Origin of the sequence: Pasteurella dagmatis (assembly GCF_900186835.1) — a bacterium.
In the GTDB taxonomy this organism is placed as follows: Bacteria; Pseudomonadota; Gammaproteobacteria; order Enterobacterales; family Pasteurellaceae; genus Pasteurella; species Pasteurella dagmatis.
Window position 1 is genome coordinate 1,099,023 of sequence record NZ_LT906448.1, and the last position, 13,365, is coordinate 1,112,387.

At 33.8% G+C, this 13,365-nt stretch carries 13 protein-coding genes; 3 read left to right on the top strand and 10 right to left on the bottom strand.

Annotated features, from left to right (window positions below):
* Window positions 1-3 precede the first annotated feature (3 nt).
* Both hemA and gloB read right to left on the bottom strand, forming a co-directional pair.
* Window positions 4-1,314 (bottom strand): glutamyl-tRNA reductase, encoded by a 1,311-nt coding sequence (gene hemA / locus CKV78_RS04975; protein ID WP_005762532.1) that lies wholly within the window; start codon window positions 1,312-1,314, stop codon window positions 4-6.
* Between the two features lie 178 nt (window positions 1,315-1,492).
* On the bottom strand, window positions 1,493-2,194 hold the full coding sequence (gene gloB, locus CKV78_RS04980; protein ID WP_005762535.1) for a hydroxyacylglutathione hydrolase: 702 nt from the start codon (window positions 2,192-2,194) through the stop codon (window positions 1,493-1,495).
* A gap of 22 nt (window positions 2,195-2,216) precedes the next feature.
* Here gloB and CKV78_RS04985 point away from each other — a divergent pair, with 22 nt between their 5' ends.
* The 3 genes from CKV78_RS04985 (at window position 2,217) to CKV78_RS04995 (ending at window position 5,316) form a co-directional block, all read left to right on the top strand.
* On the top strand, window positions 2,217-2,933 hold the full coding sequence (locus CKV78_RS04985) for a class I SAM-dependent methyltransferase (RefSeq protein ID WP_005762537.1): 717 nt from the start codon (window positions 2,217-2,219) through the stop codon (window positions 2,931-2,933).
* 80 nt (window positions 2,934-3,013) lie between these two features.
* Window positions 3,014-4,774: a 30S ribosomal protein S12 methylthiotransferase accessory factor YcaO gene (ycaO, locus tag CKV78_RS04990; protein ID WP_032855193.1), complete on the top strand. Its 1,761-nt coding sequence runs from the start codon at window positions 3,014-3,016 to the stop codon at window positions 4,772-4,774.
* A gap of 122 nt (window positions 4,775-4,896) precedes the next feature.
* On the top strand, window positions 4,897-5,316 hold the full coding sequence (locus CKV78_RS04995) for a YhcB family protein (RefSeq protein ID WP_005762541.1): 420 nt from the start codon (window positions 4,897-4,899) through the stop codon (window positions 5,314-5,316).
* A gap of 268 nt (window positions 5,317-5,584) precedes the next feature.
* On the opposite strand, the gene CKV78_RS05000 is transcribed toward CKV78_RS04995, so the two are convergent.
* From CKV78_RS05000 to CKV78_RS05035, 8 genes are read right to left on the bottom strand one after another with little or no spacing between them, the layout of a single operon-like run.
* Entirely contained in the window at window positions 5,585-7,309 is a 1,725-nt protein-coding gene (locus CKV78_RS05000) for a TadE/TadG family type IV pilus assembly protein (RefSeq protein WP_032855195.1), read from the bottom strand.
* Window positions 7,310-7,328: 19 nt separating this feature from the next.
* Entirely contained in the window at window positions 7,329-7,895 is a 567-nt protein-coding gene (tadF, locus tag CKV78_RS05005; RefSeq protein ID WP_005762546.1) for a tight adherence pilus pseudopilin TadF, read from the bottom strand.
* Window positions 7,870-8,424, bottom strand: coding sequence for a TadE family protein (locus CKV78_RS05010; RefSeq protein WP_005762549.1), 555 nt, complete (start codon window positions 8,422-8,424; stop codon window positions 7,870-7,872). Before CKV78_RS05010 ends, tadF begins: the two co-directional genes overlap by 26 nt.
* A gap of 12 nt (window positions 8,425-8,436) precedes the next feature.
* On the bottom strand, window positions 8,437-9,213 hold the full coding sequence (locus CKV78_RS05015; RefSeq protein WP_005762551.1) for a tetratricopeptide repeat protein: 777 nt from the start codon (window positions 9,211-9,213) through the stop codon (window positions 8,437-8,439).
* Window positions 9,203-10,060, bottom strand: a complete 858-nt coding sequence (locus tag CKV78_RS05020) for a type II secretion system F family protein (protein ID WP_005762553.1) — start codon at window positions 10,058-10,060, stop codon at window positions 9,203-9,205. The genes CKV78_RS05015 and CKV78_RS05020 overlap by 11 nt, the downstream gene beginning before the upstream one ends.
* On the bottom strand, window positions 10,057-10,941 hold the full coding sequence (locus CKV78_RS05025; RefSeq protein ID WP_005762556.1) for a type II secretion system F family protein: 885 nt from the start codon (window positions 10,939-10,941) through the stop codon (window positions 10,057-10,059). Before CKV78_RS05025 ends, CKV78_RS05020 begins: the two co-directional genes overlap by 4 nt.
* Window positions 10,942-12,219, bottom strand: a complete 1,278-nt coding sequence (locus CKV78_RS05030) for a CpaF family protein (protein WP_005762559.1) — start codon at window positions 12,217-12,219, stop codon at window positions 10,942-10,944.
* 14 nt (window positions 12,220-12,233) lie between these two features.
* The gene (locus CKV78_RS05035; RefSeq protein WP_005762561.1) at window positions 12,234-13,355 is read right to left on the bottom strand and encodes a hypothetical protein; all 1,122 of its coding nucleotides are present in this window, start codon (window positions 13,353-13,355) and stop codon (window positions 12,234-12,236) included.
* Window positions 13,356-13,365: the final 10 nt, after the last annotated feature.

The window sequence follows — 13,365 nt, forward strand, 5'->3', positions numbered from 1 at the left end:
AAACTAATTGGATTTATCTTCATTATCTATAGTAGAAGAGAATAAAGCCAATCCTCCAGAATTCCCAGTTTTGACCATTGTATTCATCACTTGGGTAGGGGAATGTAATAATTTATTCATCAACTTATAACTTAGCTCCTGTAATACTTTTTCAGCATTTTCACCTTGACGTAAACCTTGCAAGGATTTTTCTAAGAGCTCTTCTCGAATAATATCGGCATTTTCTCGATAGTTTCGAATTAAATTAGAAAATTGGTGCGTTTTCAACCATTCAAAAAAATCATCACATTCTTGTTGAATAATAGACTGTGCTTGTTGAGAAGCTTTTTCTCGTTCAGTTAAATTGCGTTGGATAATATGCTGTAAATCATCTACTGTATAATGATAGACACTTTCAAGATTGGCAACACTTGAATCAATATCACGTGGAACAGCAATATCCACCAATAACATTGGTAAGCCACAACGTACTTTTTGTGCATTTTCTACCATCTGTTGAGCAATTAAAATATGTTGGCTACCCGTAGAACTAATTACGATATCCGCTTTATCCAAACCTTGCTGTAGATCGTCTAAGGATAAAATTTGAATATGTTCAGATTGATCCAATTTCTCCACTAAATGCACTGCTCGCTCAAAAGTACGGTTAGCAATCATTAAATTTTGTACACCGTGACGCAACAAATGCCGTGCCACCAATTCAATAGTTTCACCTGCCCCCACTAACAGCACATTTAAAGTCTTTAATGAATCAAAAATTTGGCGGGCTAAATTGCAAGCAGCATAAGCAACAGATACCGCATTGCTACCAATATTGGTTTCGTTTCTGACACGCTTTGCGGTTGAAAATGTTTTTTGGAATAAGCGAGATAGCTCGCTCGAAATAGTATTTTGACAAGTTTTATAATATTCTTCGCTCATTTGGTAAGCTTGTTTTACTTGCCCTAAAATTTGTGGCTCACCGAGAATTAATGAGTCAAGTCCAGAAGCCACACTCATTAAATGTTGAACTGATGCTTGATTTTGTTTCACATATAAAAAATCTCGCAAAATGTCTAATTCCAATTGATGAATTTGAGCAAACCAGTGCAAACAATGCTCGACCCATTGTTCATTATCTTTAGGCGAAATATGTTTATTATGTAGATAAACTTCAGTTCGGTTACAGGTGGATAAAATGACTACACTCTGTGCTAAATCAGAATGCTGAATTTGTTCTAACGCTAAAGTGCGCTTTTCTGCCGAAAACGCAGCTTTTTCTCGAACTTCAACGGAAGCTGTTTTATGATTGAGACCTAGTACTAAAATCGTCATAAATTTATCAAAAAGTACCGCACTTTTTCTACTTTCTCATATCTGAAAAAACAGAAAAGGAAGAAAATATCACTCGCCAACAACATTACAAAACTATAAAGATTATATTCTAATCAATAGTTATTTATTGTTCAAACCTATTGACAAAAATTGCTATCAAAATTTTTCTGAATGTTGATTAAAAGTTATCTTTCGCTTTCCGTAAAGTAATAAATTCATCTAATGTCTTTGCACGTAAGAATGGGTTAATTTCTTTTTCAAGAGCTAAGGTTGTCGGCAAACTTGGCTGGTTGTTAGCACGCAAGTGCTTTACTTTTTCTTTATGCATAATCAAGATTTCATTGTGAACGAATACAGTCTCAGCAAATGCTAAATTACTTAACGTATATTCATGTGCGGGGCAAACTATCGTCTCATCAGGCAATTGCTTTAAGCATTGCAAACCCGTAAACATTTTTTCATAATCTCCTGTAAATACTCGCCCACAGCCGGCCGAAAATAAACTATCACCACAGAATAAATGCCCATCTACAACATAACTTATATGTTGTTCCGTATGCCCTGCTGTTTCTATCACTTGAATATCGTAGTTTTTAGTTTTTAACTTGCCCGCTTGAATAATTTCTGTCGCACCTTTTTTGCTTGTTTCTTCGGGGCCAAATACTTTAATATGTGGAAACACACGTTTGAACTCATTTACACCAGCCGTATGGTCATCATGGTGATGAGTTAATAGAACGGCTTCAACTCGTAATTGATTTTGCTGAATATAAGGTATTAATTGGGTAGTTTCTGGAATATCGATCACAATGACAGGAAAATCTGCTCGTCCATAGAGCCAAATATAGTTATCATTTAAAGCAGGAATAGACACTAACATAACTTATCCTTTAAGGTTGATAATGCGTTGGGATGCTAAATATACAAAAGCAATGACATTGCCAAATAGCTGGCAAGAATTACATAATGGTGAGCACTATTGTAACGCACTTAGTGACTATTTTTATAATTGGTTTCCAAAAATTTTAGGCAATCAACTACTTAAACTTGGTGGACTCAGTGCAGAAATTCCTTGTGATTGCTTTTTAACACACCAAATCTTACTTTCTCCCAATATTAATGAACGTCTTTATACTTTTAGCAAGCAAAAAAATACAAGCGTCATCCAAGCTAATATGACAGACTTGCCTTTCGTAGAAAATTCAGTCAATGGTGTTGTCCTTGCTAATATATTACATTTTAGCCAAGATCCGCATCAAATTCTGCGTGAAGTTGAGCGTGTTTTAACTGAAGATGGTTATCTCTTTCTCTCTCTCTTTAACCCGTTTAGCTCTTTGTTATTTAAACGACACTTAAATAGCTCTAAACAGCCAACACTGCCACTTCGTCATTATTTACCGTGGCGAGTATTAGACTGGTTGTCATTATTAAATTTTGAAATTTTAGATCAACAACAATTGGGACATTGTGAAAAAACAAAGTTCTTTCCCCATCTGATCGCAATCGTTGCACGTAAACGAGTTTATCCTCTCACTCTGAATCCCCAAAAAGTGCGGTTCAAAAATCAAGAGGTTTTTGAACCAGTGAGTGCTTTCAAAGAACAATTATTGCGTAAATAAAGGTAATAGGGCTTGCAGCAAGGTATAAACTCACCTATCATGCCGAACTTTTGTAATAATATGAAAAGATGAGAAGAATTATGTCTGAACAAACATTTATTTTAGGTAAAGATGCCGCACTTGAAGATACTATTAATAAATTTCAACAAAAATTAACCGCACTTGGCTTTAATATTGAAGAGGCTTCATGGTTAAATCCTGTTCCTAACGTTTGGTCAGTACATATTCGAGATAAAGATTGCCCACAATGTTTTACTAACGGTAAAGGTGCAAGTAAAAAAGCAGCATTAGCCTCTGCGCTAGGTGAATATTTTGAGCGTCTTTCAACTAACTATTTCTTTGCTGATTTTTATTTAGGTCAAACAATTGCAAATGGTGATTTCGTCCATTATCCAAGTGAAAAATGGTTCCCGATTGAAGATGAAGCACTACTCCCTTCCGGTATTCTAGATAAAGTATTACTTGATTATTACGATCCAAATCAAGAACTTACACCAGAATTATTAGTGGATCTTCAATCAAGTAATTACGAACGCGGAATTGTAGCAATGCCTTATGTTCGCCAGTCTGATCAATCCACTGTTTATATTCCACAAAGCATCATCGCAAACTTATATGTCTCAAATGGAATGTCTGCGGGTAATAGTAAATTTGAAGCACGTGTCCAAGGGCTATCAGAAGTTTTTGAACGCTACATTAAAAACAAAATTATTGCGGAAACAATCAGTCTACCTCTAATTCCAAAAGAGGTAATGGACCGTTTCCCAAGTATCCAAGCCTCTATCCACAAACTCGAAGAAGAAGGTTTCCCAATTCTTGCCTATGATGCATCATTAGGTGGGAAATACCCCGTTATTTGTGTAATTTTATTAAATCCAAGCAATGGTACTTGCTTTGCTTCTTTCGGTGCACATCCAAACTTTCATGTAGCTTTGGAAAGAACAGTAACTGAGCTATTACAAGGTCGTAGCTTAAAAGATCTCGATGTGTTTACTCCGCCCTCTTTCAATAATGATGATGTAGCAGATCATGCGAACTTAGAAACTCATTTTATTGATTCAAGCGGTTTAATCTCGTGGGATCTTTTCAAACAGAATGCGGATTATCCATTCGCTGACTGGGATTTTTCAGGCACAACCGAAGACGAATATAATAACTTAATGGCAATTTTCCAAGCGGAACAAAAAGAAGTATATATTATGGATTATACACACTTAGATGTATATGCTTGTCGAATTATTGTCCCGGGTATATCAGATATTTATCCTGCTGATGACCTTATTTATGCGAATAATAATATGGGAATGGAATGGCGTGAAATCTTACTGGATCTGCCACATTTCCACCATACCCAAGATACTTACCAAGAATTACTTGATGAACTTGATTCTCAAGGCATTGATGATGCAACTCGTGTACGTGAATTTATTGGTATCGTTGCACCACCCAAATCCGGTTGGAGCACCTTGCGTGTCGGTGAATTGAAATCAATGTTACATCTAGCCGTGGGTAATCTAGAATCGGCACTTGATTGGGCGAATTGGACATTGAATATGAACAGCTCAGTCTTTACCTCTGAACGTGCTAACTATTATCGTTGCTTAATTAACAGTATTGAATTGTTCCTAGATAATCAACGTCAACCCGAGCAATATCGTATGGTATTCGAAAAAATGTACGGCGAAAGTACTGTTAGTTTTGTGTGGGAAGCTATTCAAGGAGGCAATCCGTTCTACGATTTGATTGCAGATGATGAACATCTACAACAATTCCAAGCCCATCAAAAATTGCTTCAAGCTTACGAAAAATTGCAAAACGCAAAACGTGAAAACTGGAAATAATTCATTATTTTAGGATGTCAAACTTGACATCCTTTTTTATACTTGTGATCTAGTGCAAAGAAATATTTCTTGTTTTATGTTAGATTATTACTATCTATCCATCCGTCATAAGGAGTAATTATATGCAAAATTGGACACCTGAAATGTGGCAATCTGCTGGTATTGGCCTACTCGTTGGCTTAATCATTGGCTATTTTTTCCTCCGTTTCACTAAAGACTCAGTGAAAAAACAAGTAAAAACAGAAACTGAACTACAAAAAGTCAAAAATCAATTAGATAGTCAAAAAGAGCAGCTTGAAAAACATTTTGCTGAAAGTGCAGATTTACTAAAAAATATCGCACAAGACTATCAAAAGCTCTATAAGCATCTTGCAACTTCATCTACAACACTATTACCTGAATTAACAAATAAACCCTTATTTTCAGAAAACTTAATTACGGATGAAAGTGCGGTAAAAAAACTAGAAGAAACTGATGGACAGCCAAGAGACTATTCTGAAGGATCATCGGGTTTATTAAAAGGTGAAAAGATTAATCGCTAATTAAAATTGAAAATTGCTCAAAGTAACAATGATAACCCCAAACAAAAAGCTCAGTGAAATCTGAGCTTTTTTATTAATATAGTACTTCTCTAAGTAGTTAGTTTTATTACTCTCTCACATTAAATTATCTTGTCTACGTTCATCATCTTTTACCAATACTTCACAGCCTCTTAGTAATAAAATTCACTGCTGATTATCTATATAAAATTAACAAAAAAGAAAAGCCTCTTATATCTAAGAGGCTTTTGAACTATGAATAACTTTCTTATTAGAATGTTGGTTTCTTAATTGAAGAACGCCCCACTTCTTCTTCGAAGCTTAAAATTTGCTTAAATGCATCTAACAATGCTTCTTTACTACTTGGTTCGTAATAATTATTTTCACCTACACATTTTTGCCACGCTGCTTTTTGTTCTGGTGGTGGTTGGAAACCAAAGGCTGCAAACGCAATCTTAGTCGGTAATGTATTAAATTTTGGATCTTGTAAAGAATCTGCTTTCTTACGAATGTTATCACATAAACCAGCATTTAATAAAGTGGTCAAGGTATCAAAAGTAGGGCGATTGTCCTCACCATCCGAAAGCACCATTAAAATACGCTGTGTATTTGTTCCCAATTTAGCTGGTTGTGCTTCAGGAACTGTATTCTTATCCATCAACAAATTTGCGCCAATGATAAAACCTGATGATGCTGCAGTACTTCCTGTAGGTTTAATTTTAGATAGAGCCTCTGCAACCTTAGGTTTGGATTTAGTAAACCATGCCTGACTCGTCTCAACTCCTTCGTTACCACCTAAACAATGATCTGGGTTATTGTAAGTCAACTTATAATCATTTACTCGATTGCCATCAAAATTCTCAACTTGTTTAATTGTCTTATCTACATCAAGTACATCTTCGAAAATAAGCTTCATTGAAGTTGATAAATGACGGTCATTTAGAGCTGTACGCAAGGCATCCTCTGGGTTTCCTTTTATCAAACAAGCATTCACTGGACGTGGATTACCACGATCATCTAACACATTTGTATCTTTACAATCCCATGGACTACCTCTGTAATTAAAAGAATCTAACTGCCAATAGGCGACTCTAAAATCATGTACACCCGATTTTAAATAATAAGGCATCACACAACTATTCTTATCACCACGTTGTCTTGTTCCTCCTGCAAAAGCAGCAAAACCCATACGATTATATGGACTAGCATCTTCCGACAATTTAGTTGGGAATAAAATATTTTGGATATCAGATACAACAGATCTTAAAATATCAATCTTACGATTTGGATATTGAGCATTCTCGTTATTTTTTAAATCCCATAACATTGATCCAGAAAAATCAGATACCAACATCAAATCTACAGGAATTACAATCGCTTTTTCTTTAACTGCGTAAGAAATACCGGAGTTAATAGGTAAGCGACCGTTTTTTGTATGTGTTTTCACTAAATCAGCACTTAATGGAATCCAAAACTCTCTATTCACACTACCTTGAACATAACAGGTAACTGGTTTACGACGTGAATACTGATTCTTAGGATTAATCAGATCTAACTCTTCGCACTTATAATCAAATGGCTGATCAATCGTAACAGGTAAATGATTATCTTTTTGAGCTTTATTTTCTGAACGTAAATACATCTTAGCTAATCCTTGGATTAACTCCTGATTACGTTTATCTTTTTGCGCACTTAGTTTATCACCAGAAAATTTGCTAAGCTCCTCTTTTGATACACTCTGCTTTGTTACATCATCATGCATAGGATTTTTTCGATAAGCATTATTTTCCGCTACCAATAATAATGCTGCTTGATCTGTTGCTTGAGCTAGACGTACTTTATCTAAAATAATACCTGTGCCATCTACAGTAAAAGCAATCAATACTAGTAAAGGAAAGCTTAGTAGTGCTGTCATTACAGCATACACACCTTTTTCCTCTTGATAAAAGTCTTTAAGTTTTTGAAAACAACGCGTTGACCAATAAAAATTTTTCATAAAAATCCCCTCAAGATTATTACCTTGCAACAGACATTGAGGAAGAACGTAGCCACCCTAATGAATGAGATGATTTATCCAATAAAATTGCCTTAAAGAAACTATGTGTTTCTACACACAATGTGACTTGATAAAGTGGTATTTTTCTTTCATTATTAATTTCTGATTTCGGTGATAAATAAGATACAGTGTCTAATTTTCTATATGGTACACACTGATTTTCAGGTGTCGCTGGCAATGTCATTTGCTCATTTTGATCCCAATACTCTAAAACTATTTTTAAAGGTTTTGAGCTATTTTTATCACCAAATACAAGTTGCTTAGCTAATTGCTCATACTGTTTATAGTCCTCATTCGTAATTTTATAATTACGATCATAAAGTTGAGTACGTTCACGTAAAATATTGACTAATGAGTAAGATGCATTATCTAATTTGCCTGTCGTTGAACGCAAAATAACTAAATCAGCTAAAAAAGCAAAAATAAATGTTAGAAAAATCAACATAAATACAAACTCAATTGTCACTGAGCCTAATTTATTTTTATGAAATCCTAGTATACTAGAACGAAAATTTTGAGCGTTCATATTCTTGTACCACAACAAATTCACGATTAAGGATTGATTCAGACCAAGATTTAGGAATAAAAGGTAACGGGTTAACAAAATTATACTCATATTTTAAAGTATAATGTGCTAAGGTAGCATTCTGACCATTTGGTGAAATCATTTCTCCGTTTGGACCTTTCTGAGGTTGTCTAAATTGCCCATTTAATAAAGCACTGACACATTTTTTCTCATCAGCACAATCTACATATTGAACCTTAACTTCAAATTTGTTCTTCTCTAGTTGAGCTAGATATCCCATAGTAGAACTATCTTGTAATCTTTTTTGTTCGAGTAGAGCCTTCTCAAAAATCTCAGCATAATTATGTGTACCACTATCATTATTCTTAGCAATACGAACACTTTCTGCAATCGCAAGATCCCAATAAGTAGTAGAAATAGCTAAACGACAAAATTCAAAAATTAACATAACAACAAAAAAGTAGATAGCAACAGTTAACCCAAATTCAACTGTTGATACCCCTTTATTATTTGATATAAAACATTTCATATCAAAACCTTCTTATTTACGAACCGCACTTGATGCCCGCTCAGTTTTTTTCAACGCATTAATCAAATCATCAGGAGATGAATTTAAGCGTTCTTTTACAATAATATCTTTTGCATAATCTAGCTCATTACTTTTAACTAATGCAAAAACTAAATTATGAACTAAACGAGGTTCTTTTATTCCGTTTAAATACTGTGGTAATAATAACTGTACAGCATTACGATAATCACCATTAAGAATATAGATCATTCCAAGATTATTGACTGCAACTACATCATTAATAAAAAATGATCTTGCTTTATTTATATCAGCTTCTGCATTCTGTAAATTACCTAATTGAGCATAAGCGATACCACGTAAATTATATATTTCACCATTTTTAGGTGACTTATTTAAAATAGCAGTTGCAACAGACACTGCATCTTTATACATTGCCCGCTGAATTAAGTTCTTAACTTGCAAAGTACGTGCAAAATCATTTACTTGTTTTTGACCAGTTAATAATGGTTCTAAATATAATAAAGAAGAAGAACTATCGCCTTTTGCGTAATAAACCTCAGCTAATTTATAGCGTATCATTTCATCTTCTCGAGTTTTTAATACATCTCTATAAAGAGAAATTAATGCACTATAATTTCTAGTACTTTCATAAAGACTTTCTTTAGCACTAATAGATTGATCAGAAAATTGCTCCTGATTTTTATCCTTTTTTAAAGATAAGCTAGAACAAGCAGAAATTGTCATAGCTAAGCTGCATAGTAAAATATTTTTAGTTACTTTAGAAAACATTTGGAAATACCCTCATTATACCTGGAGCTAAAATTAAAATAATAATTGGGAACATAATAAATAAAATCAAAGGAATACTCATTTTAGCTGCTAATGTTCCTAATTTTTCCTCAATTGTTAATAATTGCAATTCTCGAATATCTGCAGATAATTGGATTAAATGGCTATATATTGAAGAACCAAAATTTAAACTCTGTTGTAATACAGAACAAAACATCCTTACTTCTGTTGTTGGTAATGAAATTGATAAATCTTGTAAAGCCGAAGACAAACCTGTAATTTCAGATTTACGAATAATACGTAACATTACATAAGTAAGATCTGGATTTAATTTTTTAAAATCAATTGCAACCTGCTTTAATGCAGCATCAATACTAATACCCGTTTGGACATTCACTGCAACAAGGTCTATAAAACCAGGTAAATCGACCATAATCTTCTTGATTTTACTTTTTAAAATAGAGTTGGTTAAAATACCAGGGATTAAAATTGTTAAAACAAGAATTAAAGCAGTAGCAGTCAACCAATCAGCTGATCCTTGAGCGAGTGAATAAAGATAATAAAGACCAACTAAGACAAGCATTATAAGTAGTTTGACTTTAATATTTTTATCTACAATACCTAAAAATCGCAAAATAGGGTTGTTATTAATCAATAGTAATTCAAGTTCTACTTGTTGCTTACTTTTACCTTTCTGAACATCATTATTACTTTTATCTCTAGGTCTTTCACCAATTAATACCTCTCTACCTCTCTCTAATTTCTTTTTATGAGAAAAGGCAAAGAATAAAACAACAAAACCAAAAATTGTCAGTAATAAATATATTAGGAATATCTTTAATGTCATGTTGACTTCCTCATCAACCACCAAATAATTAGCATTCCGATTAGTTCACTACCAAAAACATAGTACAAAACATAACGACCAGAAGGATCATTTATCAAAAAATCAAAATTCTCAGGCATTGTAAATTGCATGAAGAAAAAGAATGCAATAGGAAATGAAGCAACTATCATAGCTGACATTCTAGCTTCTGATGTCATAGCTTTTTTCTTTTGTTCCATTTTTTTAGCATCTGCAATAATCCTACCCAAACGAGAAATGACCTCTCGAATTTGTCCACCTTTAGATAGATTCGTACGGATAATGGTAATAAAGAAATAAAACTCTTTATATGGATAACGACTATAACTATCCTCAAATACAGTGACAGGATCTTCACCAATAGCTAATCTTTTATGGATATTTTTAAATTCATCACCTAATTGTCCTGTAAGATCTTTTCCACAGCGTTCTAAAGCCTGCAATAGACCCGCACCAGAACTCGCCGCAGCAGTAAGAATTTGAATCACTTCAGGAAACATAGCATTAAACATTTTATGATTTCTTCGCTCTCCAAATTTCCAAACTAAGAAAATAAAAAGAACCAAGAAAATTAATATAAACTGCCATCTATCTAGACGTATATAAAAAAGATTTACATAAAAAAGTATTAAGAATACTAAAAAGCTAATTATAATATTACGCAATAATTTTTTCTTATCACCTGCAACAAAATAATACTGCCATAAAATAGCTTTTTGCTTTATAGAAGCCCAAATAGAAACATTACTTTTAAATGAATTAGAATATTCATTTATCTTTTTTCTTGTTCTAAACCATCCTCGTGAGGTATACAATAATAAACTGACACCAAAAATGAGGATAAAATAGTACATAAAGCTCATCTAACTTTCCTCAAAAATACTTTGTAATTCTGTACTCAAGTTAAAGACTTGTGCATTTTGATATACCACTGAACGAGTTAGCAAGCCATGAGAAATAAATTCTCCCATAATTTTACCATTAGCATCGCGATCTTTACTTGGTTGATATGTAAATATATCCTGTAACACTATTTGCCCATTTTCCATTCCCATTAATTCTGTGATATTCATAATTTTTCTTGAACCATCATTTAAACGAGAAGCCTGAACAATAATATTTACGGCAGACGCAATGTTACGACGAATGGCCTCTAATGGTAAGCTAGCATTTGACATCATTACCATACTCTCTAAACGAGCTGTTGCATCTCTAGGGCTATTGGCGTGTAATGTAGACATAGAACCATCGTGCCCAGTATTCATTGCTTGTAGCATTTGGAAAGCTTCAGCACCACGACACTCGCCAACGATAATACGCTCTGGTCGCATACGTAAAGCATTAATTACAAGATCTTGCATAGTCACTTCACCAGTATGTTCAACACCAGCTAAACGAGTTTCTAATCTAACTACATGTGGCTGCTCTAAACGCAATTCTGCAGTATCCTCAAGGGTAACTACACGCTCTTGATGAGAAATATAATTTGACAGGGCATTTAATAAAGTTGTTTTTCCCGAACCAGTACCACCAGATACGATGATATTTACTCGAGAACGCGCCGCAATAATGAGAAAATTCGCCATTTCTCTTGTCATGGAACCAAAATTTACAAGTTCTTGTAACGATTTTTTGGATTTGCTAAATTTACGAATGGACATTGATGTCCCATCTAAAGCAATCGGTGCAATAACTACATTTAAACGACTTCCATCAGGTAAACGAGAATCCACTAGTGGACTTCCGTCATCAATACGACGACCAACTTTTGCTACAAGTCTACGTGCTATATCAGTTAATTGCTCATTGTTAACAAAAGTTCTATTGGTTTTTTCAAGAATACCGGCACGTTCAACCCAAATATTATCAGGCCCATTAACTAAAATATCATTAACTGTTTCGTCTTCCATCAACTCGCGTATTGGGCCATAGCCTTCTATTTCATCTGCTATCATCTCTGCCATTACCAAAGCATCTGCCGATGTAATATAAACACCATTGGTTCCAGCGATACGATATACTAATTGAGTTAATTCATCGACTAGTTTTTCTCGATCACTCTGTAGTTGATCGATTTTTTCGATATCTAAATTACTCAGTAACTCATTCCTAAAAAATATTTGCTGTTCTTTTGTTAACATCTTTTAATCTTCATTTAATTATTCATCAATGATCGATACAGAGATGAGAAAAATCCCTGTTTTTCTTTCGATTTACTTTTACGGGAAACGGCACCAATCACTTTCATAACAAGAGATTCAATTTCTTTTTTACCATTACGGCCTAAATTGATCCCTAAGACATTTTTAGCGGTTGTAGACTTCAAAAATGGAATCACTGCATCAACTGGACATTTTAATAATGTTTCAATATCATTTTTGGCCATTAATTTTGATGTTTCTAATCTAGAATCAGAAATACATATAAAAGTACGAATTGGCTTACCTACTGTACTGCGAATACGTTCACATTCATCTAAAAATTGCTTAGCAACCCTTAAAGAATCAATTCTTCGTTCAACAACCAATACAAAACTATTACTATATTCAAAGAATTTAGAAAAATCATCTTTCTTAACATTGAATACTGGTTGATCATAAATCACAAAGTTGTACTTTTCCAAAGTTGAAAGTGGTAGACGATTAGGCGTACCATTAAATAGATCTAAATTAGCACTATATTCAACTACATCACCTTGCAATTTCTTATCAAACAATAAATCCAAGTTTTGTGAGCCATTCGGTCCTTGAGCTAATAATACCGGCACTTTCTTACTGAGAGCGATCTGGTTTGCTACATAAGAACTAATCATGCTAGCACCAATACCACCTTTACAGCTTAAAACAGCAACTTTTACTGTATGGCGAACTAAAGGGATATTAACTCCAGAAATAATTTTCTCCGCCATTTGATTCAACTGAGAATCAGCGTGGAAATAAAGGATACCTTCTTCTAATAATTTTTGTGATAAAGAGATCGAGTCGCTATCACCAACAATACAACACCAAACTTGTTGAGGCACAACACTATATACTAATTCAGAAATACTCTTAATATCTGTTTCATTAGTAATATCAATGATAACACCTAGTGTTTCTTCTGCTGAAAACGTAATATTTTGCTCAACTAAAAAATCACTTTTAACAATTTCAATATTTTCTAAGCCGCGTGTACGTAGAAGTTGGGCTACCTGGGTTTGAATCTCTTCACGATTTGATACGATCATTATCGTACGAGCACTATCTATCGCAACGGTTTCCTTATCAAGCAATAACATATACTAAACC